The sequence below is a fragment of the Methanoregula sp. genome (genome assembly GCF_041645475.1).
Lineage (GTDB): Archaea > Halobacteriota > Methanomicrobia > Methanomicrobiales > Methanospirillaceae > Methanoregula.
Window position 1 is genome coordinate 1 of record NZ_JBAZQA010000012.1, and the last position, 20,032, is coordinate 20,032.

The window sequence follows — 20,032 nt, forward strand, 5'->3', positions numbered from 1 at the left end:
GGAAGGGATTCGGAAAAAACTCAAATTTGTTTCGTTTGTTTCGGTTCTTCGATCACTCGGTTGATCGGAGGTTGAGAGAATTGATGACTATCCAAAATTCATGGAGGAAAATTTAGAGAAGTACTGGGTCCAATGAAGATCCTGCCTGGTGAGATCCCGGTGAAGCGGCTTTGCACCTCCCGGAAAAATTATTGTATCCGGCTCCGGACAACCAGGTACACAACGATGATGATGAGGGAAATTACGAGAATGTATTCGTCATAGAGGAATTGGTTGTGCTGTGCCAGGATCTGTCCCAGGTTGACCAGGCTGATAACCGCAACACCGGACCAGAACCCGAGCCCGAGCTGGCTCCCGTCCAGTTCTCTGGTATATTTCATGAACTCAATCGGAATTTTTTTTTATTTAGCCGTTGCGATGTGAGTGGCACCGGATTGCCGTGGATTTTTTTTTCAAACCGCTTCTTCGTGAGCGATGCTCCCATTCTTCCGGGAGCGATGAATATCTGCAATCCCGACTGATGGGAACCCCCTGCCGCAGAATCCCGGGGTGAACCCCGGATTTATCTCTGATATGTGCGTCTTAGAAACCCCCCAAACCGAGGCCCAAAACAGGGGTTCTTTTCGATATGAGCCTACCACCCCCAGTTTTCACTGAGAACTGCCAACCAAAAGGGTCTGTAACGGTTTTTCAATTGGCACCAAAATACCCGGATTAGTCTGAATCGCTTGTATATTCGTTTTTCTGAAAAAGTGTGCTGAAATGCACGGTTTTTTGCGATGTACCTTTGGGACCGACCCTCCGGAATGGCAATCCGGGCTCGTACAGAGCCCGGATTTGGGGGTGGGGGATGAGGGGTATCCGGGTGGATTGTTACGACGGAGATGTGGGGGAAATACCCCTTTTACGATTGCTTTGGTGCCATCATTCAGCCGGGATCCCGGGTGTGGCCCGGGGCGGTGAATTTTTTCCGGATTATACGGAAAAGATTTCTGGCCGGATTTTTTTAAAAAGAAAGTTTCCGTAATTGATTCCCCATTATTTATCCGGGCTTCTGACTCTGAAACGTGTCCTGGCAAGATGGTGGTGCGTTGACCGATGTCTGGGGTATCTGGACAACGTGTAATATTGGATTCCAACCTTCAATGCAACCGCACCTCATCGTATACTTAAACGGGCTTGTGCGCAGTGATGAGGCTTTCTCCGCCCGGGAGGATGACCCGCTCGATACGGGTGAAGCCGGCTTCCGCAAGCCAGCACCGGTACTCATGTTCGGTGTAAGCCCGGCCCTCATCATAGACGTTGATGAAAACCAGGTTGAATGCCACGGTTGCCGTGGGAGAAAGGCGTGAATCATCAAGGACCTGGCCAACAATCAGGATCGGACTGCCCGGCTTGAGAACCCGGAAGAGGTTCCGGAGGGCCTGCCGTGCCTCGTCCACCGATAAGACCTGGAAGAATGCACGCAGGACCGCCACATCATAGACTCCCGTCAGCGGGCCCTGCACTGCGTTGCCCGTGACTACATCGGCCCGCCCGGCCATGCCCTCTTCTTCAATGAAGCGTTGCGTGACTGGCGCAACGGATGGCATTTCCAGTACCGTGACGTGGAGCTGAGGGCAAACCGCGGAGATAGCGATTGCAAGGCCCCCCGACCCCCCGCCAACATCGAGGAGGTGACGGCAGGTTGAGAAATCCATACGGTTTGCCAGGAAGTGCCCGACAGCCTTGGTTCCCGGATGCAGACCCCGCAGGTACGTCTCCATTGCTTCTGGTGACATTGCGGCGAAATCGAGTTTTGCCTGGGGATGACCGGTGCGGATGGACATGGCGGTCTGCTGGAGTTCCTTATAGCGGGCGGTGTAGAATGCGTGCCGTCCTCCGAGATACGCCGGCTTGCCTTTTACCAGGAAGTGATCCGCTTCGGGTGTGTTGGCGAAGCGCCCCTCGCTTACGGTCAGCAGATCTGCCGCAACCAGGGCATACAGCAGCGGGGTCAGCCTCGCGGGTTCTACGCCAAGTTCCCCCGCAAGCTGCAGGGCGTCCATCGGGCGAGTGCCAAGCGGTGTGAACAGGTCGAGCTGCATGCCCGCGATCATAGCGAATGCAGGATACGCAGCAGAACCAAGTTTCTGAATGGTTTCCGGCTGCAATTCGGTTTTTGTCATGGTGTCCTTCCACTCTCCCTCATAATATCTCACACCCATTCTTACAATCTTATGGTCACGATTGACTATGCATACGGTGAATGAACCAGAACCGGCAACCAACCTATTTTATCCGGGCCGGGTACTTTAATATCAACGCGAATAATGGAGAACCATGACTTCAGAGCCACCAGATTATACAGCCGGAACAATTGCCTTTGAGGAAAAATATCCCCAGATATCCGGTATCTCAATTTCCATCATGGAAACAAAATCCGGCCTCCGGAAAGAATATTGTAAGGCTGGCTATTCCGACATAAAAAAAGTTCCCGCCATCCATCCCTGCAGCAATCCCCGGTGCAAAGAGGGAGGGCTGGATCTTGGCCGGGCTATTGCCGATATGGTTGCCAAAGACCAGTCCAATCACAAGATCAATCTCCGGTCCTGCATAGGCTATACCACGGTCCCGAGGGGCAATTCACCGGGCACCCGGTGTACGAATGATTTTGCCGCCGTCATCAAACTCACCTACCGGGATAGTGTTTAACCGCCGTCATCTGCAAAAAAAAATATCCGGCACAGCTTTTTTTTAAGATTACCGGAACATGCAGATTTCTCATGAACACTCATCAACAAAAATAATTTTCATGGAAGAGCCGGCGTCTCCCGCGAAAGAATTCCCCTCGTCCGGAATGGCCCGGATTTTTTTTACATCCCCCTCATCGCATGCGAAATTCGTTTGCGTGAAGGGCTGCAAAAAAAAACAGCACAGGATCCCGTTTTTTCGTCGCATCCGGCGTCCAAAAGGGCTTTCGGAACCCCTAAAACAGGGGTCCAAAACAGGTGTTCTTTTCGATCTGAGCCTACATCCCCCAATTCTCACTGAGAACCGCCAACCAAAAGGGTCTGTAAGGGTCTTTCCAATTGGCACCAAAATGCCCCGATTGGCACAAATCGCGTGTATAATCGTTTTTCAGAAAAAGTGTGCTGAAATGCACGGTTTTTTGCGATGTACCTTTGGGATCGACCCTCCGGAATGGCAATCCGGGCTCGTATCGGGCCCGGATTGGGGGGTGGGGGATGAGGTACATTTGGGGGGATTGTTACGACGGATGGGGTGGGAAATGTCGTCCTTTTTGATTGCTTCGGTGCTGTTCTCTATCCGGGATTTTTGTGGGGACCGGGGCTGTGAAAATTTTTACGGATTGGCCGGAAAATTTTTTGGCCGGCTCTTTATGAAAAATATTTTTTTCTTTTCCGGAATTATTTTTGAAATTTTTTGTAAAACTTTTCCGGGAATTTTTTCCAGAACGATGCGATGCCTTCGCGAGAAAATATTTCGTCGGGCTCTGCCCCACGCACTTACCTGACTCCGGTGCGAAACGGAAATTTGGTGTTGGGGAGGATCCTTGGACTGATGGGGAACTTCTGTTTAATGCAATGGTCTGGGCAACAAATACCCGTATGTGGGGTACATCCAAAGAATTGACCTTCATTATGAAAAGACCTGAAAAAAATACTGACGTCATCTGGAATACTGTTGATTTGCTTATACCAGGGGTGGAATTTAATGTCTGGTCACTGAAAGATGAATTGACAAAACCTGCTATCAATACTGGTATGTGCATTTACGATCTTGCCCCTGAACAATCAGTAACAAAACACCTCTGGAAAAACAAGTTTAATCGGATTAATCAATGGCGGAGGGAATTGAAATATTTGCTCTGTAGAAATCCTATCCAAAACAGACGGTGCCGATGACCGAAAGATCTAAGGTACAGCGTCTCCTTACTTTGATGTGTCGTCATGTAAGGAGACAACTAAAAGATTAGCGAGACGGAATATCAGGTTTATCCGAGCTGCGATTTCGATCGTGAAAGCAATACGAATTACTCCGTATTCCAGTAAATATTCGAAGAAGATCTATACCCAGTACCAACTTCTTATCCTGATTCTCTTCAAAGACTACCTGAACCAATACTATCGGGATTTCATTGAAGACGTTGAGGACATGGAATCGATCCAAGAGGAATTGGATCTTTCTGTCGTGCCACATTTTACAACGCTTCAGAAATTTTTCTGCCGAATAAAAACCCTGTACCTCCGCTATGCGTTCAGGAAAACTCTGAACCTGTTCTATTGTGATGATAATCCAATCCCAATCACAGCTATCGATTCATCTGGATTCACCAGCGGATATTCGAGTCACTATTACTCAGCCAGAACCGGCAAGATTCGAAAACATTTCCTGAAAACTTCGATCTCGGTTGATACCGAACGACAAGTCATCACCGGATTTGTCGCTTCGAAAAGCCGGGTTCACGATACCCGGCACGCAACCAAATTGCTCCGACAATGTCACAAGATACGACGGTCGGAGTGCTATGTTATGGACCGGGGATACGACTCCGAAGCGATTCATCGTCTGATCCGAGAGGATCTGCACGCTGACTCAATCATTCCAATCCGGTCCTGGAATAACGTGGTTGTTGGAGGAATTTATCGTCAGGAAATGGCTCAACAGTTCGATGTGGTCAGATACAGGAGAAGACAACTTGTTGAAAACAAGTTCTCCGTCCTGAAAAGAAAGTTCTGTGGGGATCTAAAAGCTCGCAGATTCGCAATTCTGATGAAGGAGATCGCAGGGAAAATGATTGTCTGCAACATTCACAGGTTCTTACAATTTCTCGTCATTGAGGTTTTCTACAGAGCAGAAATATTAAAATAAACTAATAATGATTATAAATTATAATGTATTTTTTTAGAACTAGCTAGACTTGGCTAACGTATTCGAATTCTTGAGTTTGGTCCTATACGCTTGTCCTCAAAATAGATTAGATTATCTTCTTTCATCCTCTGAAGCTCTTGAACGGTTCTACCAGCAGAACTTTGAATTGTATCAACTAAATCTGCAGCAGTTGTCTCCTTTTTTTCGCTTAGTATTCGTAAGATATGACCTCTAATAGTCTCTTCCCGAGCTTCGACATGTGCATTTCGTGACACTGAAATAGCCCGATTAATTAGATCACCCATTTCATCACGAAGAGAACCAACATTAGCTTCCGTCACACTTTGTTTTTCTAATAAACGGCGAAGTTCACGATCTATTTCTTCCTTAAACTTCGAGACCTTTTCATCGGCTTTTTTATCTATTTCCACTGTAAGGTCTGTGTCACGGGAATTTTCATCAGGCCACATATGTTTTCGCATATCTGTTACCGTTTCCCGCATCATTGAAAACGTGTCAGAATATAATTTATCAAACAATTTTTCTAAACGTTCAACACTTGAACCAATATCCTTTGATGCTTCGGTTGCATTAGTGGAAAACTCTGAAGACATTCTAAAAAAAACAATTGATAACCAAATTGCAATAATTGCTAGAACAAGTGAAGCAATAGATGCTATTAGTCCAATTATCATAAAGGCACTTGCTTCGTCCATAATAAGTTTTCTCTCCCTTGATATTAAATAGCATGATAAGATAAAATTCATTTAATGCTGGAACCTTATTACAAGAAAATATTGGGGTATTCTCCTGACGCCGATGATAAAGAAATTTTGAAAGACTGGAAGCATAATGTATCTATAACCTGTAAGCCCTGTTGGGAACTCAAATATTGTCCCTACGGCCCATTGGTAGAAAAATTCCCTGCATATCCAGTAACACGATCAGAAATGGAAGGTTGTTTGGATGAAGGATGTAAAAATGTTCTTGACGATATGCCTGAAGATCTACCGCCAAAAATTATTTTAGAGTGCTATTGTACGATTTTTGGTCATATGTGTCCAGTCTTTTTTACTAGGGAACCATTCACCGAAACTCACGATGGTCGAAGAATATCTCGTCATATTCCTCGCGATATTATGTTAAAAGTTGTTCGACGAGATGGTAACATCTGTCAAGAATGTCATGAGCATGTGAAAGATGATGAAATTGAATTTGATCATATTATCCCATTTTCAAAGGGTGGCCCGACTGATGTTCACAATCTTCGATTGGTATGTCGAAAATGCAACCGTAAAAAATCAAATAAAAAACCCACAATCTATACGGAGTTGGGTGAAATTTTTAAAACCTAATGCATTGAGAAGAGATTTGGACTTGAATAATTTTACTCCCCGGCCGGGGCTTAAACTAATCCGTAAAAACGCATCGCCTTGAACCTTCAAGGCAGTATGCGCCGACCGGGACTCGAACCCGGGTTTAGGCGTTGGCAACGCCTAGTGATAACCACTACACTATCGGCGCAGTGTGCTCTACAATGTGAGCATTCAAACGATTTAAGCATATCGAACCGCCGGGCCCCCCATTCGGCAATCCTCCGGGGTGAACCCGGTTTTTTCCCGGTCGTAAGGATGCTCGCACGCAGGAAAGGAATTCCCGTTCGCGGCGTTTTCTCTTTTCCGCATCGCGACAGCAAATGCAACATCTTAATGTAACGCAATCGCCCTAAATAGTACCAATGATCCCTCTCTTCGTGGATTGTTCGGGCCGGCGCGTTCTCATCTTCGGAGGGGGAGATGTGGCAGCACGGAAATGCGCCTACTTTTCCGGAACCGCCGATGTCACGGTCGTGAGCCGGTCGTTCTCCCCGCAGCTCGCGGCCCTGCCCGTTCGCCGCGAGGAACTCGACACCCGCACTCTTTCCGATGAGGCCCTCTCCGCGAAGCTCGACGATGTATTTCTCGTCATCGCGGCGCTCTCGGACCCGGCCGAGAACAACCGCATTGGCGTCATCTGTGCCGAAAAGAAGATCCTCTTCAACAATGCGGATGGCGAGACCGGCGATGTTATCCTCCCGTCCGTTACCCGGGGAGAAAAGTATACGATTGCCATCAGCACCGGGGGCGCGGGCCCGGCCGTGTCCCGTTATCTCCGGGAGCGCATAGAGCACGATTACCCGGCGCTGGATGCCATGATCGGGCTGCAGGAGCAGCTCCGCGAGCGGCTCAAAGAGACGGAACCCGACCAGAAGAAACGGTCCGCCATCCTCCGGGCCGTGCTGGAAGACCGGGCCGTCTGGGACTCCCTGGCAAAGGACCCGGCCCGGGCTGCTGAGGAGTGCATTGCGAGGAATGTCCATGGATGAACCTGTTGTGGTGCCGGTTGCAATTGCCGGCGTCAGCCATCACACCGCGAACGTGACCGCACTCGAAGCCTTCCGCTTCTCAGGCGAGTCCGAATTCCTGGAAGCCGCCCGCGGACAATTCCCGGGCGTTCTCCTTCTCCAGACCTGCAACCGGGTGGAAGTGCTGGTCGAAGGCACCGCAGACGAGCTCCGCACGTTCCTTGCCGGCCAGGGGCGTGAAGGCTTCTTCGTTCACGAAGGAACCGGGGCGCTCCGCCACCTCTTCAGTCTTGCCTCCGGCATAGACTCGATGATTGTCGGGGAAGACCAGATCATCGGGCAGCTGAAAAAAGCGCTCTCGGATGCGCAGGAAGCTGGGACCGCCTCGACCCTGCTCGAACTCTGCATCAACAAGGCCATCCATGTTGGCATCGAAGTGCGCAGGCGGACCTCGATCAACCGGGGCTCGGTCTCGGTCGGGTCCGCAGCAGTGCAGCTCGCGGAAGCCGAGATAGGCAGCCTTGAAGGAAAGCACATCCTTGTTGTCGGGAGCGGCGAGATGGGGCTTCTGGTGGCCCAGGCGCTTGCCGCCAAACGCTTGACTGCGATGTATGTCGCGAACCGGACCTATGGCCGGGCCGTCATCCTCGCGGACAAGATCGGCGGAAAAGCCGTGCGGATGTCCGAGCTCTACCACTACATCACGCTCTCGGACGTTGTGATCTCCTGCACCTCCGCCCCCCACCCGGTCATCCGCCGGCAGGAACTTGCGCACGCCATGAAAGACCGGTGCTGGCCGGTGGAAGGCCATCCCCGCCCGCTCATCCTTGTCGATATAGCCCAGCCCCGGGATGTCGAGGAAGGATCCGAGACCGTTGACGGGATCCACCTCTTCACCATCGACAACCTCCGCTCGGTCAACGAGCAGACCATGAGCACCCGGAAGGCCGAGGCGGAACGGGCCCATGCCTTTGTTGAAGAGGAACTCCTCCTCTTCCTCCGGCACATGAACCGGAAACAGGCCGACGAGGCGTTAGCCGCCCTCCACACCTGGGCCGAAAGTGTCCGTATCCGCGAGCGGGACCGGGCAATGTCCCGGCTCGGGAACGCTGATTCGCGGACCCTTGAGATCCTCGACGACCTGACCCGGGTCCTGTCCCGGAAACTGCTCACCGACGCCACGTTCTCGATCCGCTCCAGCGCCGAGGAAGGCGATCTCGCCGGGGCCGAAGCCCTGCTTTGTGCGCTCACGAAAGGAGAGCGGATCAGGAAAGAGTACGTGCCGCGGAACGAATGAACCGCAGGAACGCACGCCGCCTTTTTTAATGGTCGTGGATATCCGATCCTTTCCCGGAATAATCCCCCTGAACGGGTCTTCACAGGGGGCCCTGAAAATTGTTTATCCGGGACTCTGCACATGCCGTTGGCCACGTAATCCGATCGCACGCACCGGCGCCCCCGGTTTCTGGTCCGGGTATGGGGGCATCAGCCTCCCTCAAAACCGTTGTCCAAAAAATCAAAAAAAGATCAGGGAATCTTCGCATAGGCCTTTTGAGCCAGCGAGGTTACCGTCTCCATGGTCGCATCCGGCCCGGTCACACGGATGATCTCGATGATAGTTCCCTTCGAGAAGATGATCTCGGCAACGTCCGATTTCAGCTCTGCCGAGACATCGTGGTTCTCGGAACCGCCAACGAGCGGGTTGATATTGGTCGGCTTGATGTACAGGCCGGCCGGGGCTTTTCCGGTAAATCCACTTGCCGTAAAGGTGGCAGTTCCCATGGTGATGTTGGAGTATTCCAGATCGGTATCGGCCCGGTCCTGTTTGTCAGCCATTGCGATCACGCCCGGGATGCTTGCCACCGGATAGACTGCAATGGACTGGAGGATCTCGCCCGGGACGCCGTTGGCCCCGGCAGGGCCGGTGTACCGGACCGTGTAACCGCCCTGCCAGCCGAGATCGCGGGCGATATTGCTGATCTCTGCCGGGTTCTTTGCCGACTGGTACGCAAGCGTGAAATTCGGCGGAACATCTGCCGGCATCAGGGCGAGTGCGGAAAGGTTGGTGGTCGATACTGCCGGGGTTGCCGCAGGGGATGTCCCCGGGGAGGTGCCGGTTCCCGTGCAGCCAGCAGCCAGCAGAACGGCACACACCGCAAGGGAGAGAAGAATGGAGGAAAGAACCTTCATATGTATCACTCATGCAATAGCGGTTAAAATGATTTTTGTTTTTCCCCCGGTGTGAAATGTTTGCGGTGAGGCCAGGCTCACCGTATCAACGGCTGTGGGGCCCGGTTCCCGATGAACAGTAATACACTTCCCGCCGGTCTGCCGGCTGTTCGGGGCATGACGGGCACAGGCAGCCTTTCCTGTCGAACATGCAGTCCTTTGTCTTTCCCTTCACGCAGAACAAAATGCTCTCCCCTGCCCGCATGCATTCCGTGTAACTGGGGCACGGCTCGCAGATACAGCCGCTCCCGTTTTTCAACGCAGTCTTTTTCCGGTAAGGCATATGCACTCTCCTCCCGGCTGGCCGGGATCACCAACCAGTGTATCGCATTCCCCGGATAATGAATCCATTCCTCACACCCGGTCCCGCGGAAAATCCCGGCCTTGTGCAATCTGCATCAATGGCTGCCCGATCAGAACCGGTAAAGGCTATCCGGGTACTGTAGAACTAAATACCTCAATTTTCAAAATGTAATTATCCAGACAGCAGGACGTTGTGGTGCATCGTGTTTCCCGAACGACGAATGAGAAGAAGACGGACAAGGAATATCCAGCCCCTTCTGCGGGAGGTAACACTCTCGAAAAATGATCTTATCGCTCCCCTTTTTGTTGACGAGTCCTTAACGGCACCCCGGCCAATCGAGGCCATGCCCGGACAGTTCCGGTATCCTGTCGGCGCCATTGCGGCAGTTGCCCGGGAGCTCTTCCGGCAGGGTATCCGGGCAGTTCTCATCTTTGGTATCCCAAAGGAGAAGGATGCCGGAGGCAGTTCAGCCTATCACCCGGAAGGGATCGTGCAGCAGGCCGTGCGGAGGATCAAGGCGGAAGTTAAGGATATGGTTGTCATCACGGATGTCTGTGCCTGCGAGTACACGGATCACGGGCACTGCGGGATCGTGGGCGAGACACGAAACGGCCCCGACCTCCTCAACGATCCCTCGCTCGAACTGATGAACCGGATCGCGATCAGCCATGCCGGGGCCGGGGCAGATATCGTTGCCCCGTCCTGCATGCTCGACGGCATGGTCGGCTCGATCCGGGCCGCGCTCGATGACGAAGGGTTCGAAGAAGTGCTCATCCTGTCCTACTCAACGAAGTTCGCCTCGGTACTGTACGGCCCGTTCCGGGAAGCCGCGGATTCCGGGTTCTCGTTTGGCGACCGGTCAACGTACCAGATACCCCCCGGCAACAGCCGGGAGGCGATTCTCGAATCCCAGCTGGATGCAGACGAAGGCGCCGATATGCTGATGGTCAAGCCGGCCAGTTTCTATCTCGATATCCTCGCTGAAGTTGCAGCGCTCGGCCTGCCAACGGTTGCCTACCAGGTGAGCGGGGAATATTCGATGATAAAATGTGCAGCAGCAAACGGCTGGCTTAAGGAGAAAGAGACGGCCCTCGAGAGCCTCACCTGCATCAAGCGTGCAGGCGCGGACCTCATCATCACGTATTTCGCTGCAGACGCGGCAAGGTGGCTTGATGAAGCATAACTCCAGCGAGCAGCTGTTTGCGCTTGCAAAGACCCTGATGCCCGGCGGCGTCAGCAGCCCGGTACGGGCTATTAAACCCTATCCGTTTTACACGGCCAGCGCCTACGGCTCCTGCCTTACTACGGTTGAGGGCACCGAGCTCCTTGACTTCTGCATGGCGTACGGCCCCCTGCTTCTCGGCCATGCCGCCCCGCAGATACGGGAGGCGATCGCAAACCAGCTCGAAAACGGCTGGCTGTACGGCACCCCGTCCCCGCTCGAACCGGCATTTGCCGGTATGATCACAGCCGATCATAAGGGTATGGACATGGTCCGGTTTGTGTCAAGCGGCTCGGAAGCAACCATGGCCGCCATCCGGCTCGCCCGGGGGTTCACGAAGAAATCGGATATCGTGAAGATCGAAGGCGGGTTCCACGGCGCTCATGATGCCGTGCTCGTCAAAGCCGGCTCCGGTGCAACCACGACCGGTGTCCCCGACTCCGCGGGTGTGCTCGCGGACCTTGTTGCCCACACCCGGCAGGTTCCCTACAACGATGCCGAAGCGCTCGAAACCCTGCTCTCCACCCATAAGGATGTGGCAGCGCTCATCATCGAACCGATCCTCGGAAATATCGGGCCGGTCCTGCCCGATGAACATTACCTTGAGGATATCCGCGAGATAACAAAAGCCCACGATGTTCTTTTGATCTTCGACGAGGTTATCACGGGCTACCGCCTCGGTATCGGTGGGGCCCAGGTGCGGTTTGGTGTAAAACCGGATCTCACCACGCTCGGCAAGATCATCGGCGGCGGTCTTCCCATCGGGGCCTTTGGCGGCCGGCGGGAGATCCTGGAGCAGGTCTCTCCGCAGGGACCGGTCTACCAGGCCGGCACCTTCTCGGGCAACCCGCTCTCGCTTACGGCGGGTATTGCAACCCTCTCGTGGCTGCATGACCATGCATCCCTCTATGCCTCGCTCGAGGAAAAAACCCGGGCGCTCGAAGAGTCGATCGGCACGAAGGCCGGCGGCTCGTTTGTCCGGATCGGATCAATGTTCAAGTACTTTTTCCGTGCCCGGCCCCCGAAAAATTACCGGGAGGTCAAGGAATGCGATACCGAAGCCTTTGGCCGGTTCTGGAAGAAGATGCTGGAAGCGGGCATCTTCCTCCCCCCCTCCCAGTTTGAGACCAACTTCCTCTCGGCAGCGCACAGCGATAACGACATCACCACACTTTCACAGGCGTACTCACAATGTCGATAACCATCGGAACCCGGGGCAGCAAGCTTGCCCTGGCACAAACAACAACGGTCTGTAAAAAACTCGAAGCGCTTGGCATAGAAACCAGGACCGTTGTCATCAGCACGCAGGGCGACACCACAACACAGGTTCCGCTCCACGCAATCGGCGGCCAGGGCGTTTTTGTCCGGGCCCTTGACGATGCGATCCTTGCCGGGGAGATCGACTGTGCCGTCCACAGCATGAAAGATATCCCGGCCTATCGCCCGAGCGGGCTGTTCACCTCGGCCATCCTCAAGCGGGACTCGCCGGCGGATTACCTGGCGCACAACGGTTCCCTTGGCAGTGTCCGGGTTATCGGTACGTCCAGCACCCGGAGGAAAGCCCAGCTCCTCCGCCATGACCCGGATATTGTGATCAAGGATCTCCGGGGTAACGTGGACACGCGCCTCCGGAAGCTGAATGACCAGGAATATGATGGGATCATGCTTGCGGAAGCCGGTCTCACCAGGCTCGGGCTCCGGGTGCCGGGCGAGCGGTTCCCGGCCGAGAAGTTTGTCCCGTCCCCCAACCAGGGAACCATCGCGGTGGTGAGCCGGGCAGACCCGTCCTTAATGGAAGTGCTGTCAGCGCTCGACCACCCGCAGACCCGGACTGACGTGATGTATGAGCGGGCGGTTATGGAGAAACTCGGCGGCGGCTGTTTTACCCCGCTCGGGATCTACTGCCGGGCCGGCCACCTGATTGCCGAAGTGCTCTCCCTTGACGGCACCAAAACCGAACGGATCGAAGTGGATGTCACATCCATTGAAGAGGCACGGGAGCAGGGACTGCTGCTGCAGGCACGGGCCAGGGAACTTATCGAAGCTGCCTACAAACAACTGGGGATCTCAAATGAAGGGTAAAGTGTATCTGGTAGGATCCGGCCCCGGCGCAGAAGGACTTCTGACGCAGCGGGGACGGGCGGTAATAGACCTGGCGGAAGTGGTGCTTTTCGACCAGCTGCCGGGGGAGGCTATCTTAAAAACGCTTCCGGCCCGGGCCGAGAAGATCGACTGCGGGAAATTCGGCGGAAACCATATTCTCGAACAGGACGAGATCGAGGCTCTCATGGTGGACCGGGCAAAAAAGGGAAAGATCGTTGTCCGGCTCAAGGGCGGCGACCCGTTCCTGTTCGGCAGGGGCGGCGAGGAACTCGAAACGGTCCGGGCTGCCGGTATCCCGGTCGAGATGGTGCCCGGCATCTCCAGTGCGCTTGCGGTCCCGGCGTCGATGGGTATTCCCTTAACCCACCGGAAATATGCCTCGCAGGTCACGATCCTGACCGGTAACGAGGACCCGACCAAGCCCGAGCCGGCGCTTGACTGGAAGCTGCTTGCGCAACTCCGGGGAACGATCGTTATCCTTATGGGTGTTGCCAACCTTGGAAAGATTGCCGGAGTCCTGGTACAGTACGGAAAACCTGCAACAACCCCCGTTGCGATCATCGAGCGCGGCCTGCGGAAGGACCGCCGGATAACAACCGGCACGCTTGCCGATATTGCAGCCGTGGCACAATCCGCCGGAGTAAAACCCCCGGCCGTGATTGTCATTGGCGATGTCGTGAACCTGTACGATGCAGAACTTGCTGACCTGATACCCTTTGAGAGCTGAACCACAATGCTTGAGTACGTTGAAAAATTTGAGAAGACCGTGTATGCCGTGATCATGCTGATGCTCATGATCGTGCTGGTTGCAGGGATGTTCGATCTGGTCTCGCTTCTCTGGAAGTTCCTGTGGGAAGAATCACCCCTCCTCCTGCAGGCCAAGGAGATGATCTCGCTTTTGGGTGCCTTCCTGCTGGTGCTTATCGGTGTCGAGCTGCTCGACACCATCAAGGCCTACTTCCGGGAGAACACGATCCACGTGGAGATCGTTGTCCTGCTTGCCATCATTGCCGTTGCACGGAAAGTCCTCCTGCTCGACCCGCTCGGTCTGTCTCCTTTCGAATACGGATTTGAGATGATCAGTATCGGCGTGATCATCCTGGGACTCTCTGCCGGGTATTACATGATCAAAAAAGCAGGAATTACGATTGGACCTGACGGTATCAAGAGATCGGTGTAAAGGGTTTTACCTGCATATTTTTTTCGTACGTTCGTCTCATTTCTGCAGCGATCGTGTGGGCCTTTTTTTTAACCATTACGTCTTTCCTTCCCGACTCGGTGTCCGGAAGAATTGCGCCATAAAAAAATGCGGCAATCCCATTATTGATTATAAAAAATGGTTTTATTCAGCCCTGCCCAAAGGATGTTTCCGGTCCGGGTCAGAGGGAGAATTCCGGGAGTCCTTTTGACCGGAACGATGAATTGATCTCCTGCCGCAGTTGTTCGGCACGCCTCTCTTTATCCCGTGTTGCGTTGTTTATGTCGTCAACAACCGATCGGGTATCGGGCATGTCCGCGCCTGCCGGTACAGGAGCTTCTCCGGGGCCCTGCAGGATGGTGACAATCTTCCGGTTGACCGTTATACGCCGGGTGAGCTGTGCAAACTCGCAGACTTTCTCTTTTGTCACGCCGGCTTTTTTTGCCAGGTCCAGTGTCTCTTTCAGTTTCTTCTTCCGCTCAAGGAAGTAACCCACTGCCGCATAGAGCTCGGCAGCATCGAACGGTTTCATGATATAATCATCGATACAGAGTTTGTAATGTTTAGCCTCGGCAGCGGTAAGCTTTTTTCCGGTAATCATCAGGACCGGAATTTTTTGTGTGTCGGGATTTGTCTTGATCGTCTCAAGCGTCTGCCATCCGTCCATCGGTTCCATCATCACGTCCAGCAGTATCAAGTCCGGCGTCTTTGTTTTGAGAATGTCCAGGCATTCCTTCCCGCCTTCTGCCGTAACCGCCACATATCCTTTTTGATTCAGGAGCAGGCGGATCATCTCGAGTACGTCCCGGTTATCATCAACGATCAGGATCGTGTTTTGTTCCGGAACTCCAAAATCTGCCCTGCGCCGGCGGGTTGCCTTCAATCCCAGGCCCACAGCCCCGAGAACCGAGAACGCGAGGATCGAGATCAGGATGAGATTTGTGTTATTGTCTGTTACCGCTCTTTCAGCCGGATTCTTCCGGCTAAGGCAGTCCGGATCGTTTGGGTAATCCGTACAGAAGATGCGAACGGTAGGATCGAGATTCGCCGTAACCAGGAGGGCCCCGCTCCGGGCATCGGAAAGCAGGAATTTCTGCATGTCCTGCTGGTAAGGAACCGTAAGAACCAGATCCCCGGGAGCAAGGGTTGCGGTATATCCGGTAAGACGGTCACTTTCCGTTGCACCCGGGATTTCCCCGAGCACGCGGGATGGATGCTGAATCGTAAAAGATCTCAGTTCTTTTCCATCCGGGCCCAGGATTACCCCGTGAAGGTTGCCGGTATTGCTGTTCCAGTCAGGTGCTCTTCCGTACCTGACACCCAGTTCCGATACAACATAACCACCGTTTACATATCCGAGATGGATCTGCAGGATCTTTCCATAATCCGGAACCGGTTCTGCGCCATTCGTTACTGATCCTGAAATTATCGCAAGGCTTGCAAGCAGGCACAGGATACCGATCCATTTCATGATTGTCTCCCCCCGGCCTGGGATAAAATATACTTGATCCGCTCTGTGGAACTTGCCCCGAACGTGCCGGAATATCCGCTGTACATAATATCCGGCGTGAGATCAAATTTCCAGAAGTTCTTTACACACGTGTTGGATGTACGGTATTCACTGCTCTGGATCTGCCGGCATTGCTCCGGATCGCGATACCGGGAGCGTGCATCTGCAATACAGGCCTCCTGGGAGGACCAGACATTCGGATGGGGATCATTCTGGATGTAATAGGTATCGCCGCAATACGTATCAACGAGCCCGTATACTGCATGTCCCGTCTCATGGGTACCCAGAATCGGCAGGTTAGCGGGTGTTTTCATCTGGTTGTGTCCCGGTCCGAACTCGGTACATCCGGTCATCTCGCAGGATGAATCGGCATACACACCGTAATAGGCGGGGTAGAGGATTACAATGACATCGCTGAATGGTATCTCGTTCCAGTAGTTTTCCGGTATCGAGCCGGCACACCCGGAAAACGCATTGGCCGGAGAGGATGGATCATAATAATAGTAGAAATTGAACTTGTCCTGGTAATTCTGCGGAAGAGGATCGGACGGGTCGGTGATCTTATCCAGGTTCAGGTATGTCTGATTGATATTGTCTATTACATCTGTCCTGAACTGTGTCTCATTCAGGATATACGCCGGGGTGGATACCGGTGTATGGGTATTGCAGTCGTAGGAGACCGTTGAAGGGTAATATACTACGTCAATGGCACGGGTGGAAATACCCGACGGGTTCAAGGATACCAGAAATTCTTTCTGCAGGAGGATTTCGACGGTCGATGTCTCGGGGTAAACGAATGGTTTTGTGACCTGGTGGTAACCCGGCACGAATATGCGGACCGTGTGTCTTCCGTCACTGACCTGCGGTATTACGAGCGTCCCGTTACTGTATGCTGAAGACGTGGAACCCACATACGCGCCGTCAAGGTACACCATTGCATCATTGAGCTCGGTTTTGGAATTTTTATCCCTGGTTACGATGATAACAGGATTATCCCCGGCTGCTGCAGAAACCGGACCTACAATAAAGATAACGAGCATAGCGACAAGAATCCAGCCGCTTATTCCGATGACCGCATGTTTTGTCATGAGTCGAATTTTACACGATGGTCTGAGTGATAATGTACTACGGCCTCACAACAGGTTTATTGCCGGGAAAAACCCGGCCGCAGGGATCCCCGAAGGTTACTGCACTGGCAAAGGCGCTGCCGAATCTTTAGACGAACTTCCGTTCGAATCCGTTAACGTCCCAGTTACCTGTTTCTCTATTTCTGATTGTATTCTCTGCCCTTTTGATAAAATTATCTGTCATTTCAGTATGCGACAGGAATTTCAGAAAAGCCTGGTGACCCGGAGCGATCCCGCAGCGGTTCTGCTCGGGATTGTGCCATGGATGAGGGAATGCCGTTCTTCCGGATCGCAGTACCCGGCCCGATGGTTCCGGATGCGGGATCGGAAATCGTCACCGTTTCAGGGCCTGGGAGTACAATGAACAAATGACCCGTGAATCACTCTCCGGTAATCCCCGTTTTAAAAATGCGGGGAGATTGAGGAACCCTGATGAAAAAACGAGGGATGAAAAATGTGGTTTATCCCTGGACCTTGTGGCACCGGTCCATTGCCGATTCCTGTTCATCGAAGTACGTCTCAAGGAAAACCAGCGTTTCCAGGTCAACATCCGCATACGTGTCCGGTCCGAATTCGAACGGGTTGTCCATGTCGTGGATGAGCAGGATTAAGCCGATGAGCATGGTGCAGATGACGGCAAAGATGATCGTGCCTTCAAACAGGAGATCCATTTTGATGAAGAGCAGAAGTACGATCACGCCAACGGTTGCCACTTCCGCAAGTGCATAGGCTGCCGGGATGAAATCGGTCCGGATGATCACTTCGATCCGGTTGCATGTCTTGTCGATGATGCCCAGTTCATTTCTCAGCTTGGCTATCAGTGGCGGCGCAACGTTCAAAAACGCGAGGGCCCGGATATCGTTGTTCAGCACATCCATTGCCTTGTTGACTTCCACGAGATCGAACCGGTTCTCCGAAAGACCGCATCGGATCGTGCGATGCAGGTCCCGCAGGTGCGCCCGGAATACCCGGGTGGGCGCCTCGTCGTTCAGGGGCAGTACCCGGCTGTCATTGTACAGGGCCTTGAGTGCTGCGGCAAGATCTCCTCCCACCTTCTCGCTCTCCTTGAAATCCGTGAAGGTCCCGGTGAAGATGATCGCGATGGTGAAAATTGCGCCGGTAATGAACGCCCCGACAACGGTGGTGATCGGGATCATGTCGAATCCCAGGATATCGATGATGGTCCGTATCACGAGAAGGATGATCATGAAGATCATGGCCTTGAACATGATCCCCCATTTCTTCTTAAATGACAAATTCATAGATAATTGTTAACCGTCCGGCATTTTAGGATCTCCTGTATGTGTACCCGTCCCGTTAAGATCCTCCGGGCTCCCGTCCGCACATCTATCAGGACGTTTTTCATCCGCCCAAATGTACGATAATGCTCATGGGGCGGGGGCGGGAATTCCGGCTCTGCCCGTTTTTTTTAATTCCGCTGCCCGAACCGGTACCCGCCATGGGGAATAACCATCTCAAAACGGGCCCCGGATCCGGGTGTGCCCGTCTCCCGTATGGTGATGCCCGTGATACCAAGGATCGCTCTCACCAGGAATAATTCCAACCCCTTATGGGATCCAAATTCCCGTTCAAAGATCTTTTCTTTGATAGTATCCGGTATACCCACACCATTGTCCTCAAAAAACAGTATAAGGCTTTCACGGTCCTGCTCGTAACCGAGCGTTACCCGGGTTGCGGTTTTTGCATGCCGCAGGACATTCTCCGCAAGCATCTGAAAAACCCGCTCGAGCAGGGAGTCGGCATAGATCTCCAGGTTGTCCAGATGCGTGTTTCGCTCGATTTTAGAAAAATCAATATGCGATATTCCCTGGATGAAAACCAGGTTTACATCCTGCCACTGTGGCCGTTGTGCGCCAAGATCCTGGTAACTCTTCGCGAAGTTCAGGGACCGGGTGATTTTTTTGATCGATTCTTTGGATTTATTGAAGGCGTCTGTTACTTTCTCATTGTCCGAGAATGCTTTTCCAAGAGTGTTGTACCCGTCAAGCGTGAAGACCGCATTCTGGATATCGTTGAAGGTAACTGAGTTCAAAAGGGAGAGCTTGGCAGTAACCCGGTGTAATGCATCGTCTGTCTTTTTTCGTTCGCTGATATCCCGATCAATGACCAGAATGTATCTTTTCGTCCCCAGATCGAATTTACCGGAAGAAACTTCCACGGGAAACTCGGTCCCGTCTTTTTTCAGGTGGGTTAGTTCACCATGCAGCCAGACCCCGTCCAGGATCTGGATGAATCTTTCTGGAGCACGGCTTCTTTCCGCAGGTGAATCGAGATCGGTGATCTTCATCCGCTGCAGTTCCTCGATCGTGAACCCGTGCATATCGGCAGCGGCTTTGTTGGCAGCGATAATTGCTCCCTGCTCTTCTCCATCTGCATCCAGGAGAAAAATGGCATCACCCGCCCGTTCGAACAGGAGGCGGTATTTCTTCTCGCTCTCTTCGATCTTCTGTTCATCGATTGCCCGTCGGTGATCAAAGATAATGATTCCGATAACTGCAAAAATCATGGCAAGAAGTCCGATCACGTAGAGGATGATGTTCAGCCGGTTCAGTTCAGTGCTCACTACCGAACTGTCCATGTCAATGCCGACAATTCCGACAACGTTTCCCGCCCGGTCCCGGATAGGGGCAAATCCCGAGAGTACCGTCCCCCATGTATCGGTAGTAAACTCCTGGTCAGCTGTGGGGGTGATAAATCCCATGAACAGTTCGGGTTCCGCGTCGGGATACGCCTGTCCGATCCCCGGTGAGTCTGAGTCATATCCGTAATCTCCGTCAACAACAAACACCACGGAATCGCCGTTTTTCCGCATGGTGTAGACATAGCGGATATCGGGGGTTGCCTGTTTTATGGACCGGAGCTGATCCCGGATATGGGTAAACTCCGCGGTGCTCTCCTCTCCTTCACGGATACGGGCATAGGAATCCCCGTCAATCTGGGAAGCTGTTGCACTTGCAACCGCGACCAGTTTATCCTGTACTGCCCCTTTGAGGGCGTGTTGTGTTTCTGTTGAAATGGAATAGACTATGATAATCGTGAGGATGAGGAACAGTAAGATAAGGACCGTGGAGATAATCCGGGAGCTCTTTTGTTGCATGG

The 20,032-nt window shown here is 52.9% G+C and carries 20 protein-coding genes and 1 tRNA gene; 11 read left to right on the top strand and 10 right to left on the bottom strand.

Annotated elements, in window-relative coordinates:
• Positions 1-188: 188 nt before the first annotated feature.
• Together WC598_RS10160 and WC598_RS10165 are read right to left on the bottom strand one after the other, a co-directional pair.
• Positions 189-380 (bottom strand): hypothetical protein, encoded by a 192-nt coding sequence (locus WC598_RS10160; RefSeq protein ID WP_372961385.1) that lies wholly within the window; start codon positions 378-380, stop codon positions 189-191.
• Between the two features lie 789 nt (positions 381-1,169).
• Positions 1,170-2,168, bottom strand: coding sequence for a methyltransferase (locus WC598_RS10165; protein WP_372961386.1), 999 nt, complete (start codon positions 2,166-2,168; stop codon positions 1,170-1,172).
• 154 nt (positions 2,169-2,322) lie between these two features.
• Between WC598_RS10165 and WC598_RS10170 the strand changes: the two genes are divergently transcribed.
• From WC598_RS10170 to WC598_RS10180, 3 genes are all read left to right on the top strand, one after another.
• Positions 2,323-2,694 carry a hypothetical protein gene (locus WC598_RS10170; RefSeq protein ID WP_372961387.1) on the top strand — a complete coding sequence of 124 codons (372 nt, stop codon included), beginning with the start codon at positions 2,323-2,325 and terminating at the stop codon, positions 2,692-2,694.
• A gap of 722 nt (positions 2,695-3,416) precedes the next feature.
• Entirely contained in the window at positions 3,417-3,908 is a 492-nt protein-coding gene (locus tag WC598_RS10175) for a hypothetical protein (RefSeq protein ID WP_372961388.1), read from the top strand.
• Between the two features lie 37 nt (positions 3,909-3,945).
• On the top strand, positions 3,946-4,875 hold the full coding sequence (locus WC598_RS10180; protein WP_372961389.1) for an IS5 family transposase: 930 nt from the start codon (positions 3,946-3,948) through the stop codon (positions 4,873-4,875).
• Positions 4,876-4,928: 53 nt separating this feature from the next.
• Here the strand turns inward: WC598_RS10180 and WC598_RS10185 are convergent, their stop codons facing one another.
• Positions 4,929-5,591, bottom strand: a complete 663-nt coding sequence (locus tag WC598_RS10185; RefSeq protein ID WP_372961390.1) for a hypothetical protein — start codon at positions 5,589-5,591, stop codon at positions 4,929-4,931.
• 54 nt (positions 5,592-5,645) lie between these two features.
• Here WC598_RS10185 and WC598_RS10190 point away from each other — a divergent pair, with 54 nt between their 5' ends.
• Positions 5,646-6,230, top strand: a complete 585-nt coding sequence (locus WC598_RS10190; protein WP_372961391.1) for an HNH endonuclease — start codon at positions 5,646-5,648, stop codon at positions 6,228-6,230.
• 97 nt (positions 6,231-6,327) lie between these two features.
• On the opposite strand, the gene WC598_RS10195 is transcribed toward WC598_RS10190, so the two are convergent.
• Positions 6,328-6,399, bottom strand: a tRNA-Gly gene (locus tag WC598_RS10195).
• Between the two features lie 214 nt (positions 6,400-6,613).
• Between WC598_RS10195 and WC598_RS10200 the strand changes: the two genes are divergently transcribed.
• Complete coding sequence (locus WC598_RS10200) at positions 6,614-7,240, top strand: bifunctional precorrin-2 dehydrogenase/sirohydrochlorin ferrochelatase (RefSeq protein WP_372961392.1); 627 nt, start codon at positions 6,614-6,616, stop codon at positions 7,238-7,240.
• A complete protein-coding gene (gene hemA, locus WC598_RS10205; protein ID WP_372961393.1) occupies positions 7,233-8,516 on the top strand; it encodes a glutamyl-tRNA reductase in 1,284 nt (427 codons plus the stop codon). Before WC598_RS10200 ends, hemA begins: the two co-directional genes overlap by 8 nt.
• Before the next feature lie 230 nt (positions 8,517-8,746).
• Here the strand turns inward: hemA and WC598_RS10210 are convergent, their stop codons facing one another.
• A complete protein-coding gene (locus tag WC598_RS10210; RefSeq protein WP_372961394.1) occupies positions 8,747-9,409 on the bottom strand; it encodes a hypothetical protein in 663 nt (220 codons plus the stop codon).
• An 85-nt stretch (positions 9,410-9,494) separates the two neighbouring features.
• Positions 9,495-9,731 carry a DUF2769 domain-containing protein gene (locus WC598_RS10215; RefSeq protein WP_372961395.1) on the bottom strand — a complete coding sequence of 79 codons (237 nt, stop codon included), beginning with the start codon at positions 9,729-9,731 and terminating at the stop codon, positions 9,495-9,497.
• Between the two features lie 241 nt (positions 9,732-9,972).
• Here WC598_RS10215 and hemB point away from each other — a divergent pair, with 241 nt between their 5' ends.
• The 5 genes from hemB to WC598_RS10240 are packed head-to-tail and all read left to right on the top strand — an operon-like array spanning position 9,973 to position 14,257.
• On the top strand, positions 9,973-10,935 hold the full coding sequence (gene hemB, locus WC598_RS10220) for a porphobilinogen synthase (RefSeq protein ID WP_372961396.1): 963 nt from the start codon (positions 9,973-9,975) through the stop codon (positions 10,933-10,935).
• The gene (locus WC598_RS10225; RefSeq protein WP_372961397.1) at positions 10,925-12,175 is read left to right on the top strand and encodes a glutamate-1-semialdehyde 2,1-aminomutase; all 1,251 of its coding nucleotides are present in this window, start codon (positions 10,925-10,927) and stop codon (positions 12,173-12,175) included. Before hemB ends, WC598_RS10225 begins: the two co-directional genes overlap by 11 nt.
• On the top strand, positions 12,166-13,056 hold the full coding sequence (hemC, locus tag WC598_RS10230) for a hydroxymethylbilane synthase (RefSeq protein ID WP_372961398.1): 891 nt from the start codon (positions 12,166-12,168) through the stop codon (positions 13,054-13,056). Before WC598_RS10225 ends, hemC begins: the two co-directional genes overlap by 10 nt.
• Positions 13,046-13,804: a uroporphyrinogen-III C-methyltransferase gene (gene cobA / locus WC598_RS10235; RefSeq protein ID WP_372961399.1), complete on the top strand. Its 759-nt coding sequence runs from the start codon at positions 13,046-13,048 to the stop codon at positions 13,802-13,804. Before hemC ends, cobA begins: the two co-directional genes overlap by 11 nt.
• A gap of 6 nt (positions 13,805-13,810) precedes the next feature.
• On the top strand, positions 13,811-14,257 hold the full coding sequence (locus WC598_RS10240) for a phosphate-starvation-inducible PsiE family protein (protein ID WP_372961400.1): 447 nt from the start codon (positions 13,811-13,813) through the stop codon (positions 14,255-14,257).
• A gap of 199 nt (positions 14,258-14,456) precedes the next feature.
• On the opposite strand, the gene WC598_RS10245 is transcribed toward WC598_RS10240, so the two are convergent.
• The 4 genes from WC598_RS10245 to WC598_RS10260 form a co-directional block, all read right to left on the bottom strand.
• A complete protein-coding gene (locus tag WC598_RS10245; RefSeq protein WP_372961401.1) occupies positions 14,457-15,746 on the bottom strand; it encodes a response regulator in 1,290 nt (429 codons plus the stop codon).
• Positions 15,743-16,873 (bottom strand): hypothetical protein, encoded by a 1,131-nt coding sequence (locus WC598_RS10250; protein ID WP_372961402.1) that lies wholly within the window; start codon positions 16,871-16,873, stop codon positions 15,743-15,745. The genes WC598_RS10245 and WC598_RS10250 overlap by 4 nt, the downstream gene beginning before the upstream one ends.
• Before the next feature lie 500 nt (positions 16,874-17,373).
• Positions 17,374-18,174, bottom strand: a complete 801-nt coding sequence (locus WC598_RS10255; protein WP_372961403.1) for a hypothetical protein — start codon at positions 18,172-18,174, stop codon at positions 17,374-17,376.
• A gap of 167 nt (positions 18,175-18,341) precedes the next feature.
• Positions 18,342-20,030, bottom strand: coding sequence for a PAS domain S-box protein (locus WC598_RS10260; RefSeq protein ID WP_372961404.1), 1,689 nt, complete (start codon positions 20,028-20,030; stop codon positions 18,342-18,344).
• Positions 20,031-20,032: the final 2 nt, after the last annotated feature.